Genomic DNA, 21,357 nt, shown 5'->3' with positions numbered 1-21,357 from the left:
TCGGCGGTCCGCCGGGCAGGAAGCGGACGGTCCGCCTCATCATGCCGTCGCCGGAGAGGGGTACCGGGGTTCGTGGGGAAGGATTGACGGTCGCTGTGGGATGCCTCACGAGCATCACGGGACATCCCCGAGCACAGCACGGCAAACGGGTGGAACAGCCGGATTACGGGGCGAGCTCGGAGTCCAGCAGCGTCATCAGGCGGGGGCCCGCCCCCTCGCGGGCCTTGGCCTGCTCCAGCCGCAGCCGGGCGGAGCGGCCGCGCATGGTGAGGGTCATGAGCTGGTTGCCGAACCAGGGGCCGCCCGTCTTTCGCCAGCCGACCGGCGAGCTCGGGAGGCGGCCGTGCCGGGCCAGGCCGCGGCCGAGACCCCGCGCCAGCGCGCTCCACCCGATGCGGAAGGCCAGCCGCATCGACAGCGGCACCGAGTTGTGGACGGGGGAGCAGACGAGCTGCACGACCCGGGCGTCCGGGCCCCCGTCGGGCCACGAGGGCTCGGCGATGTAGGCGTGGTGCACGTCCCCGGACAGCACGCACACCGTCGCCGGCGCGTCCCGACCCGAGCCCGCCTCGGCGATCAGCTCCGCCAGCCCCGCGAAGGACTCGGGGAACGCCGACCAGTGCTCCAGGTCCGCGGCGCGCCGCACCTTCTCCCCGAACCGCGCCCAGCGCTCGCCCCGTTCACCACCGCACAGTGCCGCGTTCCATCCCTCGGCGTCGTGCACCAGGTGCGGCAGCAGCCAGGGCAGCGAGGTGCCGATCAGCAGGTGGTCGTAGGCCTCGGACCTGTCCCGCACCTGCTCGCGCAGCCAGGCCTCCTCGCCCGGATCGAGCATCGCGCGCTCGTCCTCGGCGAGGACCCGGGCGGCCCGGCTGTCCACCATCACCAGACGTACGCGCCCGAAGTCACGCCGGTAGCTCCAGCGGGCCGTGGCCGCGTCGGCGTCGGCCCGGGCGGCGAAGGTGCGCAGCACGTCGGTGCCGTCGGGGACCGTGCACACCGCCTCGTACACCGGGTCGGCCGCCAGCTCCTCCAGGGAGAGGTTGCCCAGGTGCTGGTGGACCCAGTACGACATCAGGCCGCTCAGCAGCCGCTCCTGCCACCAGCCGGTGGAGCGCATGTCGGCGAGCCAGGCGGCGGAGGTGTTCCAGTCGTCGATCACGTCGTGGTCGTCGAAGATCATGAAACTGGGCACGGTGGACAGCAGCCAGCGGATGCGCGGGTCGAGCCAGGACTCGTAGTAGAGGTGGGTGTACTCCTCGTAGTCCGCGACCCCGCTGCCCGGTCCCTCCTTCAGGTCGCGGCGGCCCGCCAGCCAGCGTTGGGTGGAGTCGGAGGTCTCGTCGGCGTACACCTGGTCGCCGAGCAGCAGCAGCACGTGCGGCCGCTCGCCCTCGGGGTCGGCGGCTAGGCGGGTGGCGAGGGCGTCCAGGGCGTCCGGGCCGACGGGGTCGTCGCCGCCCGCCGGCGGGGAGGCCCAGCGGCAGGAGCCGAAGGCGACCTCGAAGTCGCCGTCCGGGCCCGGCGCGTGGATCGCCGAGGGCGGGAAGGGAGAGCCGGGCAGCGGCCACACCCGGGTGCCGTCGAGGTGCACCTCGTACGTCGTGGTCGTCCCTGCCGTCAGGCCCCTCACCGGGATCAGCGCGTAGTGGTGACCCGCGATCTGGAAGCTGCGGGCCGTGCCGCCGGCGCCGTCGGCGCAGTGCACCTCGGCGGTGCACGGACGGCTCGTCTCGACCCACACGGTCGCGGACGAGCCGTCGGTGTACCTCAGCAGCGGTCCGAGGCGCAGTGCGCTCATGTCGTTCCCCTCTCCGTCGCCCCGTACGGTACGCAGCGACGGAGGCCGACGGGGAGGTCCCGGCACGACTTCAGCGTGTCAGCAGCTCGCGAGGTAGTTCTGCAGCGCGGACTTCTCGGCCGAGTCGACCGAGAGGCCGTAGTAGTACTTCACCTGCACCCAGGCGCGGACGTAGGTGCAGCGGTACGCCGTCCGGGAGGGCATCCAGGTGGCCGGGTCCTGGTCGCCCTTGGCCTGGTTGACGTTGTCGGTGACCGCGATGAGCTGCGGGCGGGTGAGGTCGTTGGCGAACGACTGGCGGCGGGACGTCGTCCAGGAGTCGGCGCCGGAGTCCCAGGCCTCGGCCAGCGGGACCAGGTGGTCGATGTCCAGGTCGGCGGCGGCGGTCCAGGTGGCGCCGTCGTAGACGGAGTACCAGCTGCCGCTGGTGGCGGCGCAGGAGGAGTCCTGCTGGACGTTGGTGCCGTCGCGCTTGAGGACGACCTCGCGGGTGTTGCAGGCGCCGGACTGGGTGATCCAGTGCGGGAAGAGGTCGCGGTCGTAGCCGGTGCGGTCCTCGGCCGCCACGGTGAGCGAGGCGAGGTAGGTGCGGGCGGTGGCGGCGCTCACGGGGGTGGGGAGGGCGGCGGAGGCCGTGGGGGCGTTGAAGAGGCCCACGGAGGATATGAGCGCGGCGGCCGCGGCGGCGACACTCAGCCGTCGACGCGCGTAGAACCTGGGCATGCGAACTCCCTGGGGAGAGGGGGGTGTTGGCTTTGCGAGCGAGGGAATGCTCGCGCTGCCGTGTGACGCACAGATGTGCGCCCGGTGAGAAGTTAGTGACGCGGCCATGACATGACAAGATTCAAGGCGGAACTTTTCACTCCGGGCGCGTCCCGTACCATGGACGGCGCAGAAGGGGAGTAGCTCTTCGCCGGACCGTCGACATACTGCTCAGCCCGCCTGAGCCGGCGCCCGGAGGCCGGTCCTTTCCCGGACCTGCCAGCGAGACCTTCGGCAGAGCAGTGCACGCCCGTGCCCCCGGCACGGGTCCCGATGTGCTGCCGTGCCGAGGTGTCGCGTACGAAGGTTCAGCACTCTCGGTGGGGCAGCCCCGACCGATTGAGGAACCCTTGATCAGCCTGACCGTGACGGCCGTCGTCTTCGGCGTCGTCTTCCTCGCAGAACTGCCGGACAAGACCGCCCTCGCCGGCCTCGTCCTCGGCACCCGCTACCGCGCCTCCTACGTCTTCGCCGGTGTCGCCGCCGCCTTCGCGCTGCACGTCGTGCTCGCCGTCGCGGCGGGCAGTGTGCTGACCCTGCTGCCGCAGCAGATCGTGCAGGCCCTCACGGGCGTGCTCTTCCTGGGCGGGGCCGCGGTGCTGCTGCTGACGAAGGGTGGGGCCGATGGTGACGCGGAGGTCCGCAAGCCGGAGAACCAGTCCTTCTGGAAGGTCTCCGGTGCCGGATTCATGCTCATCCTGGTCGCCGAGTTCGGCGATCTGACCCAGATCATGACGGCCAACCTGGCCGCCCGCTACGACGACCCGCTCTCCGTCGGCCTGGGCGCGGTGCTCGCGCTGTGGGCGGTGGCCGGGATCGGCATCGTCGGCGGAAAGGCCCTGATGAAGAAGGTGCCGCTGCGGCTGATCACGCAGATCGCGGCGCTGGTCATGCTGGCGCTCGGGCTGTGGAGCCTGTGGGAGGCCGTGACCGGCTGAGCCGGGCGGGCTGAACAGTGGGTGAACGCCGGCAGGGGCCCCTGGCGCGAAGGCGGCCTTGTTTTGTACCGTGGGGGAACAAAGTGGCCTCCGCCCGTTTTCCCTGACCGGCGGGCGGGGCCGCCTTGTCTCCCCGGGGCGTGCCGGTCGCGATCCGTCGTCAGCCCCTCTCCCGCGCTGGAACGCGCCCCGAGCCTTGGAGCTGCCGATGACGGCCACCGCCGTGCTCACCGCCCGCGCCCTCCTGCTGGACATGGACGGCACCCTCGTCAACTCCGACGCCTCGGTCGAGCGCGTCTGGCGGCGCTGGGCCGAGCGCCACGGGCTGGACGGGGACGAGGTCATGAAGGTCGTGCACGGCCGGCAGGGCTACGCCTCCATGGCGCTGCTGCTGCCCGAGCGGCCCATGGAGCACAACCACGCGGACAACGCCCGGATGCTCGCCGAGGAGACGGCCGACACGGAGGGTGTCGTCGCGATCCCCGGGGCGCTGGAGTTCCTGGCCTCGCTGCGGGGGCTGCCGCACGCGCTGGTGACCTCGGCCGACGTGCCGCTCTCGACGGCGCGGATGGCCGCGGCCGGTCTCGAACCGCCCGCGGTGCGGGTGACGGCGGAGTCCGTCGGGGCGAGCAAGCCCGACCCCGAGGGTTTCCTGAAGGGTGCCGCCGAGCTGGGGATCGCTCCCGCCGACTGTGTGGTGTTCGAGGACTCCGGAGCCGGCATAGCGGCCGGCCGCGCCGCCGGGATGACGGTGGTCGGCATCGGTCCCCGGGCCGCGGTCCACGAGCCGGACGTGGTGGTCGAGGACCTCACGAAGGTGCGCGTGTCGCACGCGGGCGACGGGACGATCCACCTGCACATCGGCTGAGCCCGCGGCCGTGCGACGCGGCATCACCGCACGACGGCCCCGGGCGTCACGGCTCCCGGGTTTCCGACTCCAGCTCGGCCCGGGTCTCCCGGTCGTAGACGCCGAGGTCGTCGCTCTGGATGCCGCGTGACCACTGGTAGGTACGCACCGCTTCCTGGAGGCGGTCGTCGAAGGTGCCGTCGGTGTCGTCGTCGTACATGTACAACTGGCGCAGCCGGAGCTGGAGTTCGGTGACCTCCGGGCCGCGGTCGCCGAGGCGCAGGACGGTGGGGCCGCCCTTCTGGCGGGAGTTGTCCGGGGATGCCTGCTCGGCGCCGGTCGCCGTGGCGGACGGCTGTGATGCCGACGGGGAGGGCGACCGCGACGGGCTCGCCGAGGCGCTCGGCGCGGACGGCGACGGCGAGACGGACGGGCTCCCGGTACGGGACGGCGACGGCCGTGGTGCCGCCGGGGCCGGGGGAGCCGCCGAGGCGCTGCCCGGCGGGGGTGTGGAGGCCGCGCTGCTCGATGGGGCGTCCGGCACACTCGCGCGGATGTCGTCCGGCAGGGCGGTGTCGCGGGAGGGGCTCTCGTAGGAGAACAGCCCGCTCGCGTACCCGGCCGCCGCGACGACGGCGACACACGCACCGGCGGTGGCGAGCAGCAGGGTGCGCCGCCGTCGCCCGGACCTCGGCGCGCCGGGCCCGCTCCCGTCCGGCGCGCCGCGGCGCGCCCGCGCCGTTCCGTCGAACAGCCGTAGGTCGGTGACGCTCGGCTCGGTCGCGGCGGGCGCCGGGGGAGTCGGGGCCACGGAAGTGGGCGGCGCGGCCGGGAGCACGGCGGTGGCGTCCGTCTCGACGGGCCGCATCGGCAGGGTGACGTCGGCGGTGGCGTCCGTCTCGACGGGCCGCATCGGCAGGGTGACGTCGGCGGGGCCGGCCGGCCGGGCGGCACTCCCGGCAGGGCCGGTCGCGTCGCCCGGGAGCGGAGCGGGAGGAGCCTTCGTGGTGGGGTCGATCTCCACGTACGGGCGGATCCGCAGCGGGTCGAAGTCCTCCGCTGCCGCCGCCTGGGCCGTGCGGGCGTCGTGCAGGGCCTCGGCGGCCCGGTGCGTGCAGGCGCAGGCGGGGGTGTTGTCCCGCTGTCTGGGCGCGCCGCACTCCGGGCACGGGTGGCCGTTCGGCGGTTCCACGCGTTCCTCCCTCCCCTCGCGAACTCCAGAGATTATCCAGATCTTCTCCACAGTGTGGTCGGGGAGCCCCCGGAAGCGCGGCTTCCAAAAGGGCCCGGCAGGCCATAACGGGTCACAGCGGTCACGATGGAAAAAGTCACAGGAGACGCGGGAGGTCGGATGGCCGAGGACGGGTACGCCACCACGCTGACGCCCCCGGGCACGGCCCCTCGGGAGCAGGTGCCCGGCAACGTCCTGGTCTCCATCGGCGCCCTGCTCCTCGGCATGCTGCTGGCCGCCCTCGACCAGACCATCGTGGCGACAGCGCTGCCCACGATCGTCAGCGATCTCGGCGGGCTGGACCACCTGTCCTGGGTGGTCACCGCGTATCTGCTGGCCGCGACCGCCGCCACCCCCCTGTGGGGCAAGCTCGGCGACCAGTACGGACGCAAGAGGCTGTTCCAGACCGCGATCGTGATCTTCCTGATCGGGTCCGCGCTGTGCGGCGCCGCACAGGACATGGGCCAGCTGATCGCGTTCCGGGCCCTGCAGGGGCTCGGCGGCGGCGGACTGATCGTGCTGTCGATGGCGATCGTCGGCGACCTGGTGCCCCCTCGCGAACGCGGCCGCTACCAGGGGCTGTTCGGGGCCGTCTTCGGCGCGACCAGCGTGCTCGGACCGCTGCTGGGCGGCCTGTTCACCCAGCATCTGAGCTGGCGCTGGGTGTTCTACGTCAACCTGCCCGTCGGCGTCGTGGCGCTCGCCGTGATCGCAGCCGTCCTGCACATCCCGCGCCGGGCGCGACGACACGTCATCGACTACCTCGGCACCTTCCTCATCGCCTCGGTCGCCACCTGCCTGGTCCTGGTCGCATCGCTCGGCGGGACGACCTGGGCATGGGGGTCCTGGCAGATCGTCGGCCTCGCGGTCCTGGGCGTCGTCCTCGCCGTCGCCTTCGTGGCCGTCGAGCAGCGGGCCGCCGAACCCGTCCTGCCGCTCAAACTGTTCCGGGTACGCACCTTCACGCTCGCCGCCGTGATCAGCTTCGTCGTCGGGTTCGCCATGTTCGGCGCCATGACGTACCTGCCGACCTTCCTCCAGGTCGTGCAGGGCATCAGCCCGACCATGTCCGGGGTCCACATGCTGCCGATGGTGCTGGGCCTGCTGCTGGCCTCGACCGCCTCCGGGCAGATCGTCAGCCGGACCGGCCGCTGGAAGGTGTTCCCGATCGCCGGCACCGGCATCACCACGCTCGGGCTGCTCCTGCTCCACCGACTCGACGAGCACAGCTCCACCGCCCAGCTGAGCGGCTACTTCTTCGTCTTCGGGCTCGGGCTCGGGCTGGTGATGCAGGTCCTCGTGCTCATCGTGCAGAACGCCGTCCCCTACGAGGATCTTGGCGTGGCCACCTCCGGCGCGACCTTCTTCCGCTCCATCGGCGCCTCGTTCGGCGTGGCCGTCTTCGGCACGGTCTTCGCGGGCCGGCTCGGCGACCAGCTCACCGACGCCTTCCGGGGCGCCCGGCTGCCGCCCGGCACCTCCGTGGACACGCTGGAGGCCGACCCGCGGGGCATCGCCGCCCTGCCGCCCGGCCTGCGCCCGCCGGCCCTGCACGCCTACGCCGTCTCCATCACGGACGTCTTCCTGTACGCAGCCCCCGTCGCGCTCCTCGGCTTCGTACTGGCCTGGTTCCTGAAGGAGGACCGGCTGCGCGGCTCGGTCACCGCACCCGACGCCAGCGAGACCCTCGCCAGCAACCCCGTCGAGCGGTCCTCGTACGACGAGGTGTGCCGGGCGCTGTCGGTGCTCGGCACCCGCGCGGGACGACGCGAGATCTACCGGAAGATCACCGCCCGTGCGGGCTACGACCTGCTGCCCGCGACGAGCTGGCTGCTGCTGCGGATGCGGCGCTACGGCTCCGTGGAGCCGGGCGTGCTCGCCGACGCCATGCCCCTGCCGCTGACCGTGATCATGGAGGCCGCCCGGCAGGCCGAGGAACGCCGCCTCGCCGTGCGCCGGGGCGTCGACATGGCCCTGACCGACGAGGGACGCGAGGTCGCCGGCCGGCTGGCCCAGGCCCGCGAGGAGTCCCTCGCCGAGCTCCTCGGCGACTGGTGGGGGCCGGACCGGCCGGCCGACCTGGAGCAGCTCGTGCGGGAGCTGAACGCCGAACTGTGCGGCTCGCGACGCGAGCGGCCCTACCGGGTGCGCCCTTCGCAGGAGCCCGCCTGAGGCCGGGTCAGTTCCTTGCTGAACCAGTGCTCCGCGTACCGGTCGTCGTTGTGCGGTTCGGTCTCCGTGTAGCCGAGGCGGGCGTACAGACCGCGGGCCTCGACGAGATCGCCGCGGGTGTCGAGGATCATCCGGGTGGCGCCGAGCGCGCGTGCGGCGTCCTCGGCGGCCCGGACCAGGAGCGGCGCGCCGCCCCGACCGCGCATCACCTCGTACAGGAACACCCGCTTCAGCTCGGCGGTCGCGCCGTCCAGCAGCCGTACGCCCGCGCTGCCGGCCGGCTCACCGCCGTACCGGGCGACGAGCAACCGGCCGCCCGGCGGGGCGAGATCGGCGCCCGACTGGGCCGCGATCTCCCGCTCCAGCTCGGCCGGGTCGGTCCGGCGCCCCTCGTGCAGCAGGTACCAGCGATCGCTGACCTCGGTGTAGTACGCCCGCCACAGGGCGGCGGCGACGGGTGAGTCGTACGGTTCCGGCGTCACGGTCCACATCACGAACCGCATTCTCCGCAGCCGCCCCCTCGGACACGCAACCGAATAATTCCGGCTACGTGTTCCCGCCCTCGTGCGGCCGGGCGCCGTTTGGAGACGGGCTTTGGGGCTACCCGACGGGCGAACCGGCTCGCGAGGAGAGCCGGTTGGGCCGAGAAACCCGGAAGGCATTCATGTCCACTGGCCTGATCATTGCTCTGATCGTGATCGCGGCGGTCGTCATCATCGCGGCCGTCATGACCCTGCGCGCCCGCGGCCCTCGGCAGGGCCCGAGCCTGAAGCGGCGCTTCGGACCCGAGTACGACCGGGCCGTCGCCCGGCACGACGGTGACGCCAAAGCGGCCGAGCGCGAACTGACCGAGCGCGTGCAGCGCCACGGCGATCTGCGCGAGCGGTCGCTGGAGCCGGCGCAGCGCGAGCAGTACGAGGCGCGCTGGACGGCCGCTCAGGAGCGGTTCGTCGACTCGCCGCGCGAGGCCGTCGCCGAAGCGGACCGGTTGCTCGCCGAGCTCGCCGGTGCCCGGGGTTTCCCGGACGGCGGGCAGTACGAGGAACAGCTGGCCGCGCTGTCCGTGCACCACGCCCACCACGTGGACGGCTACCGGCGCGTGCACCGCGCGGCGCACCTGCGCGCGGAGGACGCCCGTGACGGCGGCCAGGGCACGGAAGACATGCGTGAGGCCTTTGTGGCGGCCCGCGCCCTGTTCGAGGAACTGGTGAAGCCGGCCCGCCACGACGGCGGTGGCCACACCGGTGCACGGCACGACAGCGGCCGCGAGCGCGCGGCTGTGAACGGCGGCCGCAAGGCCCCGGCCCGCGGCGGGCACCTGCCCTGGGCGATGAACCGACGTCAGGCGAAGGAGAGTTGAGGCAATGACCGACATGACCCGACCGCCCGGTGACCAGACGCCGGCCGCCCCGGACGCCCGCGGCGAGAGCGCCCTGGGCACCGGCCACCGCCCGACCGCACCGGGCACGGACCGCCGCGAGACGGCCCGGGACCTGGAACCGGACCGCGGCGCGGACCGTGACCTCGCAACGGACCGCGGCGCCACGCACGGCACCGACGCGGACCGCGCCGCGGCGCACGGCACGGACGTGCCCGCCACCGACCGGAACGACCTCGGCCGGAACGACCTCGGCCGGAACGACCTCGGCCGGAACGACCTCGGCCGGAACGACCTCGACAGGAACGACCTCGACCGGACGGGAACCGACCCGCACGGCACCGGCCGGCACGGCACCGACGCCCTGCGCGGCGAGCACGGCACCGGCCCCGGCAAGGTCGGCTCCGCCAAGAACCGGGCCAACCTCCTCGCCCACGAGGAGTGCGACAAGCTCGGCTCGCAGCTGCACCATGCCGTCGCCGGGTTCGTCGACGGGCCCCGGGCCGCCGTCGAGGAGGCCGACCACGTGCTGGAGGAGATCGCGGCCCGCTTCACCGAGGCCGTGACGCAGCGCCGTCGCACCCTGCGCCACTCCTGGCAGTCCGTCGAGGGCGGCGAGAGCAGGTCCGTGTCGTCGGCCGACACCGAGCAGCTCCGGCTGGCCCTGAAGGACTACCGCGAGCTGGCCGAGAAACTGCTGCATGTGTGACGCGGGGTGATCGCCCCGGTCAGTGATCCGCCCGGCGCTCCCGCCACAGCCGTACGACGTCCTCGACGTCGTACGGCTTCTTTCCCAGCGGGGGGCCGGGCGGCGGCTTGAACATCATGTCGCGGATCTTCACGTTGACCTCGTCGATGATCTTCCGGACGATCCGCTCCGAGGGGGCCGCGAGCGCGGCCTCCAGCGCGTCCTCCGCCTCCTTGCGCAGGGCCAGCGCCGGCGGGAGGACGGAGAAGCCCTCGCGGGCCATCTTCCGCTTGACCCACCACAGTTCGTCGTAGGTGCTCTCGACCTCAGGGGGGAGCGGTGCGCCCGCGCCCGGCAGCCGGTCGAACTCCCCGCGTGCCTCCGCGTCACGGATCTGCTTGTCGACCCAGGACTCGAAGTCGACGCCCGGTGGCTTTCGCTCGGTCATGAGGCCATTGTGCCGGACACCGCGTGGCCGGGCGTTTTATCATGCGGCGGGTCAAGAACCTGGCTGACCCACCAGGACGTCTCAGGAGGAGCGCACGTGCTCGAACTCACCATGGCCACCGTCGCGGAGGCGGAGGCGGGCGCCACGGCCGGCATGCTCATGGCCGACGCGCCCAGCGAGCCGGGCGCGGTGCTGCGGGTGGGCCGCGACAAGTCCGTGTGCCGGCTGAGCACGCCGGACGACTGGCTGTTCGTCTCCCGCGTCCACCTGGAGTTCCTGTGCGGGCCGGAGGGGACCTGGCAGGTCACCTGGCTGCGCGGCTCCCAGCCCGACCCGTCCTCCGAGGTACGGCTGATGATGGGGGAGCACGCCCGGCCCCTGACCTACGGCGGCACCGTCCCGCTGCCCCGGGGCGGCAGCGGCGAGATCATCATCCAGGACCGCACCGCCCCGCGCAGCGTCAACGTGGGCTTCTACCACGAGGTGTGACGGCCCGGCCTCACGCCAGCACGCGTGCCAGCGCGAACCCGTCGTAGCCCTTCATCCCCACCGTCTGGATCGCCGTGCCGCTCAGCCTCGGATGGCCGGCGATCAGCTCGATCGCCGTGCGGGTGCCCGTCACGTCCGGGGCGGTGCTGTCCGCGTCGACGACCCGGCCGCCCCGTACGACGTTGTCGAGGACGATCAGGCTGCCCGTGCTGGTGAGCCTGATCGCCCACTCCACGTAGTGCGGGTTGTTGGCCTTGTCGGCGTCGATGAAGACCAGGTCGAACGGGGGCGGGTTCTCGTCGGCCAGCTTGGGCAGCGACTCCAGTGCCGGGCCCACCCGCACCTCGACCAGATTCTCCAGGCCCGCGCGGGCGATGTTGCGGACGGCGACCTCGGCGTGCCGGGGGTCGTACTCCAGGGAGACCAGCCGGCCGTCGGCGGGCAGGGCGCGGCCCAGCCAGATGGTGCTGTAGCCGCCGAGCGTGCCGATCTCCAGGATGTGCCGGGCGCCCTGGATCTGGGCGAGGAGCTGGAGGAGCTTGCCCTGGTTCCCGGCGACGTTGATGTGCGGAAGCCCGGCGGCGTCGCTGTCCCGCAGGGCGGCCGCCAGGGCATCGTCGTCCGGGGCGAGGTGGGCGGTGAAGTAGGCGTCGACCTCGTCCCAGACGTGCGACTCGCTCATGCACCTCTACCTTTCGTCGGCATTGTTAGCATCCCTAACTACTGGCGCTGACGAAGATAGTTGGTGCGCGCGGCGCTGTCAGCGGGATTTCACTCGGCGTGTCGACCCGCCACCGAGGGCGCCGAACCGGGCAGCGGACGCCCCGCCGACTCCGCCATGCGCCACACCGCGAAACCGCCGATCACGGCTGCGGCCATCATGTAGTACGCGGGCATCATCATGTTCCCGGTCGCGCCGATCAGGGCCGTGACCACCAGCGGGGTCGTGCCGCCGAACAGGGACACCGAGACGTTGAAGCCGATGGACAGCGAGCCGTAGCGGACCTTCGTCGGGAACAGCGCGGGCAGGGCCGAGGGCATCGACGCCGTGAAGCAGACCAGCAGCATGCCGAGGGCGCCCATGCCGAGCGCGACGGCCAGCAGGCTGCCCTGGCGGATCAGCAGCAGGGCCGGGACGGACAGCAGCAGGAAGCCCGCACAGCCGGTGGCGATCACCGGGCGGCGGCCGACCCGGTCGGTCAGCGCGCCGACGAACGGCTGGGCGATCATCATCACGGCCATCACGGCGAGCACGACCAGCAGGCCGTGCGTCTCGTCGTAGTGGAGCTGACCGGTCAGGTAGCTCGGCATGTACGACAGCAGCATGTAGTCGGTGACGTTGAAGACCAGCACCAGGCCGACGCAGAGCAGCAGTGCGCGCCACTGGCCGGTGACCATCTCGCGCAGGGGGGTCTTCGGGCGGTTGTTCTCGGCCTTCTCCGCCTCGGCCGCGAACGCCGGGGTCTCCTCCAGGCGCAGCCGGAGGTAGAGGCCGATGATGCCCATGGGGCCCGCTACCAGGAACGGGATGCGCCAGCCCCAGGAGGTCAGGTCGTCGGCGGAGAGCAGGGCGGTCATGATCGTGACCAGGCCGGCGCCGCCGATGTAGCCGGCGAGCGTGCCGAACTCCAGCCAGCTGCCGAGGAAGCCGCGCCGCTTGTCGGGGGCGTACTCGGCGATGAACGTGGAGGCGCCGGCGTACTCGCCGCCGGTGGAGAAGCCCTGCACGAGGCGGGCGACCAGGAGCAGGATCGGCGCGCCGACACCGATCGTCGCGTACGACGGGATCAGACCGATCGCGAAGGTGCCCGCCGCCATCATGATCATGGTGACGGCGAGGACCTTCTGGCGGCCCACGCGGTCGCCGAGCGGGCCGAAGATCATGCCGCCGAGGGGGCGGACCAGGAAGGCCGCGGCGAAGGCGCCGAACGTGGACAGCAGCTGGGCGGTGGGGTTGCCCGACGGGAAGAAGACCTTGCCCAGCGTGACGGCGATGTAGCTGTAGACACCGAAGTCGAACCATTCCATCGCGTTGCCGAGCGCGGCCGCCTTCACGGCGCGCTTGACGAGCGCGGGGTCGGTGACGGTGGGGTCGGGGGTTTTCGCTTTGCGGGTCTTCACGAGAGAAGCGGGGGTGACGACTGAGGCAGTCGACAAGGCTCGCTCGCCTACCTTTCGACGGGGACAGGGGTGCGGTCCCGCGCGGCGGCGCTGTCGTACGGGCCGAATGAGCGACGATAGGCGGATTTGCTCCGCTCACGGACGGTACGAAAGTCATTGCACGCTGCACGTAAACCGTCGCTGTGCAGGTGCTTCTGCCCCCTCTCCAGCGGTTCCCACCTGATCTTCATGTGATCCTTGTCGCTTCCAGGTGTGCAGTTGCCAAGGGATCCGTGGTTGCCCGCGCCTTCTTTCCCGGGCTCGCGTGATCCCCATAGGGTTCGCGGGAGAAACCCCTCATTCTGGATATATGGGGTGAACTGCTGCGGAAGGCCGATGAGACGTGGCGAATGCGGATCACGGCGGACGACCGGCGGAGGGCTTCGGAGCGACGGCCGTCGACGGGGTCCGCACACGCCTGCGCGCCGCCCGGCTCGGGCTGTGGCTGATCGCCGCCGTCCTCGCCGCCCGGCAGGTGGCCGCGGTCCTCGCCACTCCGCGCGGTGAGCGGCTGACGGACCTGGAGACCTGGGTCGGCCCGAACGGCGTCCTCCATGTCAACGGCTCGCTCTACGACTCCACCCGCTTCACGGGCACACCCTTCTCGGGCCTGGCCCTCAAACCCCTCACCCGTTCGGCCGAACAGGCCCTCGGCTGGGGCTGGACCTTCGGCACGCTGCTGCTCGTGGTCGCCCTCGGCCTGACCGTCGCCCGCGCCCTGCCCCAGCCGGTCAGCCGCCGTACGGCACTGCTGGCCGCGCCGGTCGCCGTCAGCCTGCTGATGCTGTCCCTGCCCGTCCGCAGCACCCTGTCACTCGGCCAGACCAGCATCATCCCGGTCCTGCTCGTTCTGCTGGGCTGCTTCACCGTCCGCGGCCAGCGGACCAGCGGCCTGCTGATCGGCGTCGCGGCGGCGCTCCAGCCCACGCTGCTGCTGTTCACACCCCTGTTGTGGTGCACCGGCCGCAGACGCGCCGCGCTCGCCACCGGCGTCACCTTCGCCGCCTGCACCGGGCTCACCTGGGCGGCGATGCCGCACGACTCCTCCCAGTACTGGGTCCACCACCTGGCGGGCGCCGGCCTCGGCGGCCGGGCCGACGACCTCGCCAACCAGTCCCTGCACGGCGCCCTGCTCCGGCTCGGACTGGACGGCCCCGCGGAGGTCGCGCTCTTCCTGTCGCTCGGCGCGGCCGTCGCCGTCCTCGCCCTGCGCCGGGCCGTGCGCTGCTTCCAGGACGGCAGGCCGCTGCTCGCTGTCGCGATCACCGGCTGTGCCGCGATCGTCGTCTCGCCCACGGCCTGGCAGCACCAGCTGTTGTGGGTGCTGCTCGCGGTGGTCGGCCGGGTCGGCACGCGCGCGTCGGACCGGTACGTGTGGCCGGTCACCATCGTCCTGGTGATGACCCTTCCGGCCCGGATGCTGCTGCCCGACATGGCGCTCCTGCGGCCGCTGCGCGACAACGTCGTCCTGCTGGCCGCTCTCGCCGCCGCCACCGCCGTGCCGTTCCTGTCCCGCTCCTCGCCCGCCTACCGGTCACCGGAACCGCCCGCCTACGCGCCCACCGCCCCGGCCCGCTTCCGGCACGTGCCGCTGATGCCGTTCCTGCGCCGGGTCCTCGGCAGGCCCAACCTCCTGCTCGAACTGCTCCTCCTGCGCGTCACCTACGCCGCCTACTCGCAGGTCCGTCTCGCCGCCACCGGCGGCAGCAACTCGGCCGGGCGCGTCGAGGCCGAGGAGCACGGCAGGCGGATCTACGACCTCGAACGCGCCCTGCGCCTCGACATCGAGCACTGGCTCAACCGCACCGTCGTCACGATCGACTGGCTGCGCGACGTCCTCGACTTCTACTACACCTCATTGCACTTCGTGGTCCCGCTGGCCGTCCTCGCGTTCCTCTACCGGCGCCGCCCCGGCGACTACCGCTGGGCCCGCTCCGCACTCGGCCTCGCCACGCTGCTCGCCCTGGTCGGATTCTGGCTCTACCCGCTCGCCCCGCCCCGACTGATGCCGACGCTCGGCTTCATCGACACCGTGCACGGCACCCAGGACTTCTCCCGGCCCGACTACGGCACGCTCACGCACCTCACCAACCAGTACGCGGCCATGCCGTCCCTGCACTTCGGCTGGGCGCTGTGGTGCGGCATCGTGATCGCGGTGCTGGCGTCACGGTGGTGGGTGAAGGCGCTGGCCGTGCTGCATCCGCTGCTCACGGCCGCCTCCATCGTGGCGACCGGCAACCACTGGGTGCTCGACGCGGCCGGGGGAGCGGTGGTGGTGGCGGTGGGCTTCGGGCTCACGTACGCCCTCCAGGGGCCACGCCGGCCTGCCTCCACCGCCCGGCCGCCCGGGCGCGATCCGTCTCCGAGATGCAACTCGGTTCAGGGCCGCGCACGATGAGAAAAAGGCACCCTCCCTGGAGGTGAACCGGGATGCGACGTCTGCTCACCGCCGTAGCGGCGCTGGCCGTTCCCATCTCCCTTGCCGGCGCACCGGCTGTAGCGGCATCACATGGCACTTCTGCGACCGCCGTGGTGAAACACGCCCAAGTCGCCGGAAAGTTGAACGGTCCAACAGCCCTCGTGGCTCAGGGGCCGGATGACATATGCAACTTCACCGACAGCCGACCGACCCTCCAGAGGGGGTCCTCCGGGGCGGCAGTCCAGCAGGCCCAGTGCTACCTGAACCAGGCGATCGGCGCGGGCCTGGACGAGGACGGCGACTTCGGCCGACTCACGCAGTCCGCGACGAGGGACTTCCAGCGGTGTGCCGGCATCGTCGTCGACGGCCGCATCGGAGCTCAGACCTGGTCGTTCCTCTCCTTCTGGGCCAACGCGCCGGGCGCTCCCTTCTGCTGACGGGCTTCGGAGGGATTCCGAGCATCGTGATCGTGCCGAGCACGTGACCGGATCGCGCGCTGATGCAGGTGGAGGACCCAGTTCGATGACCGCCCCTCTTCGCACGTGGGCATCTTGGCTCGCGCTGGCAACGACCGCCGCGTTCCTGGTGCCTGTTCCTTCGGGGGAGGCCGCACCGAGTGACCGGCCGACCGTGGTGTCCCGGGTTTCCGCCACCAAGGGGTGGCAGGACACGGGGTTCAAGGTCGAGGCAGGCGAGACCTACACGGTCTCCTATCTGAGCGGCACCTGGACGGTCGACCACCGGACCTTCCCACGCGTTGGGGCCAGTGGTTACGCATCGTCGGCGGACAGCCGGATCCACCAAGGATGCAAGCTGGACGACCACAGGCCTTACGGAACCCTCTACCTGGCGGAAGGAACGGGCGATGCCGCTGCGCCGGTGGCACAGGGGCGGATCCTTCACGCATCACGGGGCGGTCGGGTTCGCCTGCGTATCAACGACGACGATCGCTGCCTCGCGGACAACGCGGGATCGGTGAGGGTGAAGCTCTCCAGGGGGGTCCCCGCCACAGCACTCACCGATCCGTTCCGCCACGGCTCCGGCGAAGGCCGAGCGCCGTACCGCGTTGTTCAGGGGTACCACAACAACAAGGGCCGTTGTGTCATCGGGCGCGGCCCTGATCACTGCGCCAACCAGCTGTTCTCCGTCGACCTGGAGCCGACGGACAAGGCAGCTGTCTCGGCGAAGGTCTATTCCCCTGCCCCCGGAACGGTGAGGTGGCGGGACAGCGACACCGGATGCCTCGGGATGGACCTGGCCGACGGCATGAATCTCACCGTCTGTCACATGTCCTCGTTCAATGTCGCCGCAGGGGCCTCGGTGCGACGGAACGAGGTACTGGGCGTACGGCGCACGCCCTGGGTTCATCTCGGTGTAGATGATCGCAGGGCCGGCAGGCCGTACCGGCCCGTGACCCTGACGGCCACCACGAGCGGGTGGGATCACACGCTGGACGGTGCGGCCTTGACTTCCGGTCATGAGGACGGTGTCGGTGACGTGGAAGCCGTTCAATGGGGCGGGCGCTCCTACCGTGTCCGAAACGAGGAGTGGGCTGGACTGGAAGGACCTTGATCCTCGGAGGGCCCGCCGCATTCGACACCTGCGGGATGCGCGGCAGTTCATCGCTGCCGTCCGTGACCTCCACCCGCACACCGGTGCGCTGCCGCAGCAACAGCAGCGCGCAGCGCCGGTCCGGGACGTGCCGTACGACGTTGGCGAGCAGCTCGGTCACGCCCACCTCCACGGCGTCCGACAGCTCGGGCATCCGCCACTCCTCCAAGAAGGAGCGGACGATGCGGCGGTTTGAAGGCAACCCACGGGTCAACATTCAGATCTTGCCGTTCTCGGCTGGAGCGCACGCAGGAATGCAGGGCTCGTTCGACGTCTACCGCTTCGCAAGCGATGCCAGCATCGTCTATACGGAGGGATACGGCAGCGGGCATCCCACCGCGAATCCGGAGACCGTCAAGGACTGCTCGCTCCGTTACGATCATCTCCAGGCCGCCGCGCTCTCCCTCAGGGACTCGGCGAAGTTGATCCGGCGAGTGATGGAGGAGCGCTATGGCGAGCATCACGATTCCGGCGGGGACTCAGTGGCGTAGTTCCAGCTATAGCGGCGATCAGGGCGGCAATTGCGTGGAGTGCGCGCCAGTCGGCACGCTGACCTGGCGCAAGTCGAGGCACAGCGGTGACCAAGGCGGTGATTGTGTGGAGGTCGCCGAAACCTCTGCCACCGTCGCGCTGCGCGACAGCAAGACCCCGGCGGGACCGATCCTCACCCTCGATCCCGCCGCCTTCACCACCTTCGTCAACTGGGCGTCTACAACCGCTGAATGATCGTGCCGGTGGCCAAACCGCCCCCCGCACACATGGTGATCAGCGCGAACTCCTTGTCGGCCCGCTCCAGTTCGTGAAGTGCCGTCGTGATGAGCCGGGCCCCGGTCGCTCCCACCGGGTGCCCGAGCGCGATCGCGCCGCCGTTGACGTTCACCTTCGACAGGTCCTGGTCGAAGACCCGCGCCCAGCTCAGCACCACCGACGCGAACGCCTCGTTGATCTCCACGAGGTCGATGTCCTTCAACGACATCCCGGCCTTGCCCAGCACGGCGTTCGTCGCGTCGATGGGGCCGTCGAGGTGGAAGTGCGGGTCGGAACCGACCAGCGCCTGGGCCACGATCCGGGCCCGGGGCCTCAGCTTCAACGCCCGGGCCATCCTCTTCGACGCCCACATGATCGCCGCCGCCCCGTCGGAGATCTGGGACGAGTTGCCCGCCGTATGCACCGCCGTCGGCATGATCGGCTTCAGCGCGGCCAGCGCCTCTGCCGTGGTGTCGCGCAGACCCTCGTCCTTGTCGACCAGGCGCCACATGCCCTGCCCGGCGTGCTGCTCCTCCTCGGTCGTGGGCACCTGGACCGCGAACGTCTCTCGTTTGAAACGCTCCTCCGCCCAGGCGTGGGCGGCCCGTTCCTGCGAGGCGAGGCCCAGCGCGTCGACGTCCTCACGGGTCAGGCCACGGTGGCGGGCGATCCGCTCGGCCGCCTCGAACTGGTTGGGGAGGTCCACGTTCCACTCGTCGGGGAACGGCTTGCCCGGCCCGTGCTTGGAGCCCGACCCCAGCGGTACCCGGGACATCGACTCCACCCCGCAGGAGATGCCGACGTCGATCACGCCCGCCGCGACCATGTTGGCCACCATGTGCGAGGCCTGCTGGGAGGACCCGCACTGCGCGTCCACGGTCGTCGCGGCCGTCTCGTACGGGAGCCCCATGGTCAGCCAGGCCGTGCGCGCGGGGTTCATGGACTGCTCGCCGGCGTGGGTGACCGTACCGCCGACGATCTGCTCGACGCAGTCCGCGGGAATGCCGGTGCGGCCGAGGAGTTCGCGATAGGTCTCGCCCAGGAGGTAGGCGGGGTGCAGATGGGCGAGCGCGCCGCCGCGCTTGCCGATCGGGGTGCGTACGGCTTCGACGATCACGGGTTCGGCAGCCATGGGTGCGGGTCCTCTCCGGGAGGCTCAGCGGAACTAGTACGCGTTCTAGTTCTGCAAGCAGTGTGCTGAGCGCCACTCGGTGACCGCAATAGTCGTGCGGGCAATTGGCGGGCCCGTGCCTCTTGCTACTTGTAGAACCCGTTACTACCGTCACCGCAACTCCGCACAGCTGATGGGCCGTCAGACCGATGAGTCGGTACGAATGGTGGGAGCCGCCCATGCCCTGTCCCGCGCTGCCCGACGGGTTCGACTTCACCGACCCCGACCTGCTGCACCACCGCGTGCCCCTGCCGGAGTTCGCCGAGCTGCGCCGGGCCGAACCGGTCTGCTGGGTGCCGCAGCCGGCCGGTCTCGCCGGCTTCCAGGACGAGGGCTACTGGGCCGTCACCCGGCACGCCGACGTCAAGTACGTCTCCACACACCCGGAGCTGTTCTCGTCGTCCCTCAACACGGCGATCATCCGCTTCAACGAGCACATCGAGCGCGACGCCATCGACGCGCAGCGGCTCATCCTGCTGAACATGGACCCCCCGGAGCACACCCGGGTCCGGCAGATCGTGCAGCGCGGCTTCACGCCCCGGGCGATCCGGGCGCTGGAGGACCGGCTGCGGGCGCGGGCCCGGGCCATCGTCGCGTCCGCCCGCGCGCACACCGGCCCGTTCGACTTCGTCACCCAGGTCGCCTGCGAACTGCCCCTCCAGGCGATCGCCGAGCTGATGGGCGTCCCCCAGGAGGACCGGGACAAGATCTTCGACTGGTCCAACAAGATGATCGCCTACGACGATCCCGAGTACGCCATCACCGAGGAGGTCGGCGCCGAATCGGCCACGGAGATCATCGCCTACGCGATGAACATGGCCGCCGACCGCAAGCAGTGCCCGGCCCACGACATCGTCACACAGCTCGTCGCGGCGGAGGACGAGGGCAACCTCGGCTCCGACGAGTTCGGCTTCTTCGTGCTGATGCTGGCCGTCGCGGGCAACGAGACCACCCGCAACGCCATCACCCACGGCATGCACGCCTTCCTCACCCACCCCGATCAGTGGGAGCTGTACAAGAGCGAGCGCCCGGAGACGGCGGCGGAGGAGATCGTGCGCTGGGCGACCCCGGTCGCCGCCTTCCAGCGCACGGCCACCCAGGACACCGAACTCGGCGGCAAGCGCATCCGCAAGGGCGACCGGCTGGGGCTGTTCTACGCCTCGGCCAACCACGACCCCGAGGTCTTCGACGACCCGGACACCTTCGACGTCACCCGCGATCCCAACCCGCACCTCGGCTTCGGCGGCGGCGGCCCGCACTACTGCCTGGGCAAGTCCCTCGCCGTGCTGGAGATCAACCTCATCTTCAACGCGATCGCCGACGCCATGCCCGGGCTGAGGCTGGTCGGGGACCCGCGGCGGTTGCGGTCGGCGTGGATCAACGGGGTCAAGGAGCTGCCGGTGAGCACGGGCTGACGGTGAACCCCGCCGGTGGGAGGGAGGTCACAGCGGCGTTCTCGCCGCGCACGTCCACGGGAGCCGGGAGATCAGCCAGCCGTCACCCAGGGGGGCTCCGTCGGCGGTGAGCAGGATTCCCGAACGCGCCCGCACGGCGTCCGTCAGCGCCGTTCCGCGCGGTGCGTGATCCTCGGACACGGCCTGCGCGAGTGCCGTGAGAGCGGCTCTGGCGCGGCGTACCGCGCACGTCTGGGGGTGGATGGCCCACACCTCGCGGCCCGATGCCGCCTGGCGCAGGTGAGCGAACGAGACCAGCCCGCAGTCCGTCGGCATGAGGACGGGACCCGTGCCCCGCAGGAAACGCGCGAACCGGTCCTGCGGCGCCAGCACCGCCAGCGCGCCACCGGGGCCCGGCGCGAGCCCCACCCTGTCGGCCTCCTCGACGACCGCGCGCCCGAGCGCGCGCCAGCGGGGTTCCTCGTCCGGGGCGACGGCGAGCGCGCTCACGCCGAGAGCCGTCGCCGCCTCGACGATCCTGCGGGCCAGTACGTCCCCGTCCGGTGCCCAGCTCAGCGCGGGCGCCCCGGCTCTGACGAAGGGAAGCAGACAGGGGAGCCGGGCGGCTCGGTACACCGGCAGGGCCCTGCGGGCGTCCTCCGTGTCGCTGTGGCCGACGACGGCCGCGTGTCCGGCGCAGGCCACGGTCCGGGCGACCTCCGGCGCCTCGTCGTAGACGTGCCACTCGGCGGCGTCCGGGCGGGCCCTGCGGATCCGTTCCAGCTGGCCGAGGAGAGCCGCTCCCCAGTCCGTGCGCGGCCCGGTCAGCGGCGCGACGACGGCGATGCTCGGTCTGGCCACCCGGTCAGCCCCAGATCAGTGAGTCGCCGCTGGTCACGACGGCCCGGGTCGCGGTCGTGGTCGCCGCGGCGCTCTGCACGCCACCGAGGACGAGAGCGGTGGCGAGAAGCGCGAACAGGCCACGGAGCAGCTGGGAATCGGACATGAGGGTCCCCCTGGGTGATCGTCGCTCGACGGGCGTCGAGTCGCTGGTCGGTCGCTGCGTGGTCGGCGGCGACGCTGGGCGATCATCATGGTCCG

General features: G+C 71.5%; 21 protein-coding genes and 2 pseudogenes. 12 read left to right on the top strand and 11 right to left on the bottom strand.

Features of this window, described 5'->3' with window-relative positions:
- Window positions 1-163: 163 nt before the first annotated feature.
- Together FDO69_RS35565 and FDO69_RS35560 are read right to left on the bottom strand one after the other, a co-directional pair.
- Window positions 164-1,801, bottom strand: coding sequence for an alkaline phosphatase D family protein (locus FDO69_RS35565; protein ID WP_104786809.1), 1,638 nt, complete (start codon window positions 1,799-1,801; stop codon window positions 164-166).
- 78 nt (window positions 1,802-1,879) lie between these two features.
- Window positions 1,880-2,524 carry an HNH endonuclease family protein gene (locus FDO69_RS35560; protein WP_104786806.1) on the bottom strand — a complete coding sequence of 215 codons (645 nt, stop codon included), beginning with the start codon at window positions 2,522-2,524 and terminating at the stop codon, window positions 1,880-1,882.
- A 389-nt stretch (window positions 2,525-2,913) separates the two neighbouring features.
- Between FDO69_RS35560 and FDO69_RS35555 the strand changes: the two genes are divergently transcribed.
- Complete coding sequence (locus FDO69_RS35555; RefSeq protein WP_104786804.1) at window positions 2,914-3,501, top strand: TMEM165/GDT1 family protein; 588 nt, start codon at window positions 2,914-2,916, stop codon at window positions 3,499-3,501.
- A gap of 208 nt (window positions 3,502-3,709) precedes the next feature.
- Window positions 3,710-4,369 carry an HAD-IA family hydrolase gene (locus FDO69_RS35550; RefSeq protein WP_104786852.1) on the top strand — a complete coding sequence of 220 codons (660 nt, stop codon included), beginning with the start codon at window positions 3,710-3,712 and terminating at the stop codon, window positions 4,367-4,369.
- 46 nt (window positions 4,370-4,415) lie between these two features.
- On the opposite strand, the gene FDO69_RS35545 is transcribed toward FDO69_RS35550, so the two are convergent.
- On the bottom strand, window positions 4,416-5,540 hold the full coding sequence (locus FDO69_RS35545) for a peptidoglycan-binding domain-containing protein (protein WP_234388237.1): 1,125 nt from the start codon (window positions 5,538-5,540) through the stop codon (window positions 4,416-4,418).
- A 159-nt stretch (window positions 5,541-5,699) separates the two neighbouring features.
- Between FDO69_RS35545 and FDO69_RS35540 the strand changes: the two genes are divergently transcribed.
- A complete protein-coding gene (locus tag FDO69_RS35540) occupies window positions 5,700-7,751 on the top strand; it encodes an MDR family MFS transporter (RefSeq protein WP_104786798.1) in 2,052 nt (683 codons plus the stop codon).
- Here FDO69_RS35540 and FDO69_RS35535 read toward each other — a convergent pair.
- Window positions 7,718-8,245: a GNAT family N-acetyltransferase gene (locus FDO69_RS35535; RefSeq protein ID WP_104786850.1), complete on the bottom strand. Its 528-nt coding sequence runs from the start codon at window positions 8,243-8,245 to the stop codon at window positions 7,718-7,720. The genes FDO69_RS35540 and FDO69_RS35535 overlap by 34 nt on opposite strands.
- A gap of 170 nt (window positions 8,246-8,415) precedes the next feature.
- Here FDO69_RS35535 and FDO69_RS35530 point away from each other — a divergent pair, with 170 nt between their 5' ends.
- Window positions 8,416-9,111, top strand: coding sequence for a hypothetical protein (locus tag FDO69_RS35530; protein WP_104786796.1), 696 nt, complete (start codon window positions 8,416-8,418; stop codon window positions 9,109-9,111).
- 4 nt (window positions 9,112-9,115) lie between these two features.
- Window positions 9,116-9,838, top strand: a complete 723-nt coding sequence (locus FDO69_RS35525; RefSeq protein WP_170320987.1) for a hypothetical protein — start codon at window positions 9,116-9,118, stop codon at window positions 9,836-9,838.
- A gap of 19 nt (window positions 9,839-9,857) precedes the next feature.
- Here the strand turns inward: FDO69_RS35525 and FDO69_RS35520 are convergent, their stop codons facing one another.
- Window positions 9,858-10,265: a DnaJ family domain-containing protein gene (locus FDO69_RS35520; protein ID WP_104786793.1), complete on the bottom strand. Its 408-nt coding sequence runs from the start codon at window positions 10,263-10,265 to the stop codon at window positions 9,858-9,860.
- 96 nt (window positions 10,266-10,361) lie between these two features.
- Between FDO69_RS35520 and FDO69_RS35515 the strand changes: the two genes are divergently transcribed.
- The gene (locus FDO69_RS35515) at window positions 10,362-10,754 is read left to right on the top strand and encodes a hypothetical protein (protein WP_167526745.1); all 393 of its coding nucleotides are present in this window, start codon (window positions 10,362-10,364) and stop codon (window positions 10,752-10,754) included.
- Window positions 10,755-10,764: 10 nt separating this feature from the next.
- Here FDO69_RS35515 and FDO69_RS35510 read toward each other — a convergent pair whose 3' ends face one another.
- Together FDO69_RS35510 and proP are read right to left on the bottom strand one after the other, a co-directional pair.
- Window positions 10,765-11,436: an O-methyltransferase gene (locus FDO69_RS35510; protein WP_104786790.1), complete on the bottom strand. Its 672-nt coding sequence runs from the start codon at window positions 11,434-11,436 to the stop codon at window positions 10,765-10,767.
- Window positions 11,437-11,525: 89 nt separating this feature from the next.
- Window positions 11,526-12,911, bottom strand: a complete 1,386-nt coding sequence (gene proP, locus FDO69_RS35505; protein ID WP_104786788.1) for a glycine betaine/L-proline transporter ProP — start codon at window positions 12,909-12,911, stop codon at window positions 11,526-11,528.
- A gap of 346 nt (window positions 12,912-13,257) precedes the next feature.
- On the opposite strand from proP, the gene FDO69_RS35500 reads away from it, so the two are divergent.
- The 3 genes from FDO69_RS35500 (at window position 13,258) to FDO69_RS41415 (ending at window position 16,905) form a co-directional block, all read left to right on the top strand.
- Window positions 13,258-15,312 (top strand): bifunctional glycosyltransferase 87/phosphatase PAP2 family protein, encoded by a 2,055-nt coding sequence (locus FDO69_RS35500; RefSeq protein WP_104786785.1) that lies wholly within the window; start codon window positions 13,258-13,260, stop codon window positions 15,310-15,312.
- A 182-nt stretch (window positions 15,313-15,494) separates the two neighbouring features.
- On the top strand, window positions 15,495-15,770 hold the full coding sequence (locus FDO69_RS41665; protein ID WP_159030680.1) for a peptidoglycan-binding domain-containing protein: 276 nt from the start codon (window positions 15,495-15,497) through the stop codon (window positions 15,768-15,770).
- Between the two features lie 85 nt (window positions 15,771-15,855).
- Window positions 15,856-16,905: a M23 family metallopeptidase gene (locus tag FDO69_RS41415; protein WP_159030679.1), complete on the top strand. Its 1,050-nt coding sequence runs from the start codon at window positions 15,856-15,858 to the stop codon at window positions 16,903-16,905.
- A gap of 31 nt (window positions 16,906-16,936) precedes the next feature.
- Here FDO69_RS41415 and FDO69_RS42475 read toward each other — a convergent pair.
- Window positions 16,937-17,161, bottom strand: a pseudogene (locus tag FDO69_RS42475) (hypothetical protein); the annotation flags it as partial.
- On the opposite strand from FDO69_RS42475, the pseudogene FDO69_RS35485 reads away from it, so the two are divergent.
- Both FDO69_RS35485 and FDO69_RS35480 read left to right on the top strand, forming a co-directional pair.
- A pseudogene (locus FDO69_RS35485) lies at window positions 17,136-17,435 on the top strand (Scr1 family TA system antitoxin-like transcriptional regulator); the annotation flags it as partial. The pseudogenes FDO69_RS42475 and FDO69_RS35485 sit on opposite strands and share 26 nt — an antisense overlap.
- Complete coding sequence (locus FDO69_RS35480) at window positions 17,395-17,670, top strand: DUF397 domain-containing protein (RefSeq protein WP_104786778.1); 276 nt, start codon at window positions 17,395-17,397, stop codon at window positions 17,668-17,670. The pseudogene FDO69_RS35485 and the gene FDO69_RS35480, both read left to right, overlap by 41 nt.
- Here FDO69_RS35480 and FDO69_RS35475 read toward each other — a convergent pair.
- Window positions 17,654-18,823, bottom strand: a complete 1,170-nt coding sequence (locus FDO69_RS35475; RefSeq protein WP_104786775.1) for a steroid 3-ketoacyl-CoA thiolase — start codon at window positions 18,821-18,823, stop codon at window positions 17,654-17,656. The two genes, FDO69_RS35480 and FDO69_RS35475, sit on opposite strands and share 17 nt — an antisense overlap.
- Before the next feature lie 218 nt (window positions 18,824-19,041).
- Here FDO69_RS35475 and FDO69_RS35470 point away from each other — a divergent pair, with 218 nt between their 5' ends.
- A complete protein-coding gene (locus FDO69_RS35470) occupies window positions 19,042-20,277 on the top strand; it encodes a cytochrome P450 (RefSeq protein ID WP_104786772.1) in 1,236 nt (411 codons plus the stop codon).
- Between the two features lie 27 nt (window positions 20,278-20,304).
- Here FDO69_RS35470 and FDO69_RS35465 read toward each other — a convergent pair whose 3' ends face one another.
- Both FDO69_RS35465 and FDO69_RS41410 read right to left on the bottom strand, forming a co-directional pair.
- On the bottom strand, window positions 20,305-21,117 hold the full coding sequence (locus FDO69_RS35465) for a type 1 periplasmic-binding domain-containing protein (RefSeq protein WP_104786769.1): 813 nt from the start codon (window positions 21,115-21,117) through the stop codon (window positions 20,305-20,307).
- 4 nt (window positions 21,118-21,121) lie between these two features.
- Window positions 21,122-21,262 carry a hypothetical protein gene (locus FDO69_RS41410; protein WP_159030678.1) on the bottom strand — a complete coding sequence of 47 codons (141 nt, stop codon included), beginning with the start codon at window positions 21,260-21,262 and terminating at the stop codon, window positions 21,122-21,124.
- Window positions 21,263-21,357 lie beyond the last annotated feature (95 nt).

It is taken from the genome of Streptomyces tibetensis (assembly GCF_007655005.1).
Taxonomy (GTDB): Bacteria; Actinomycetota; Actinomycetes; order Streptomycetales; family Streptomycetaceae; genus Streptomyces; species Streptomyces tibetensis.
Note: the sequence above shows the minus strand (reverse complement) of the source record. Positions and strands in the feature narration are given on the sequence as shown.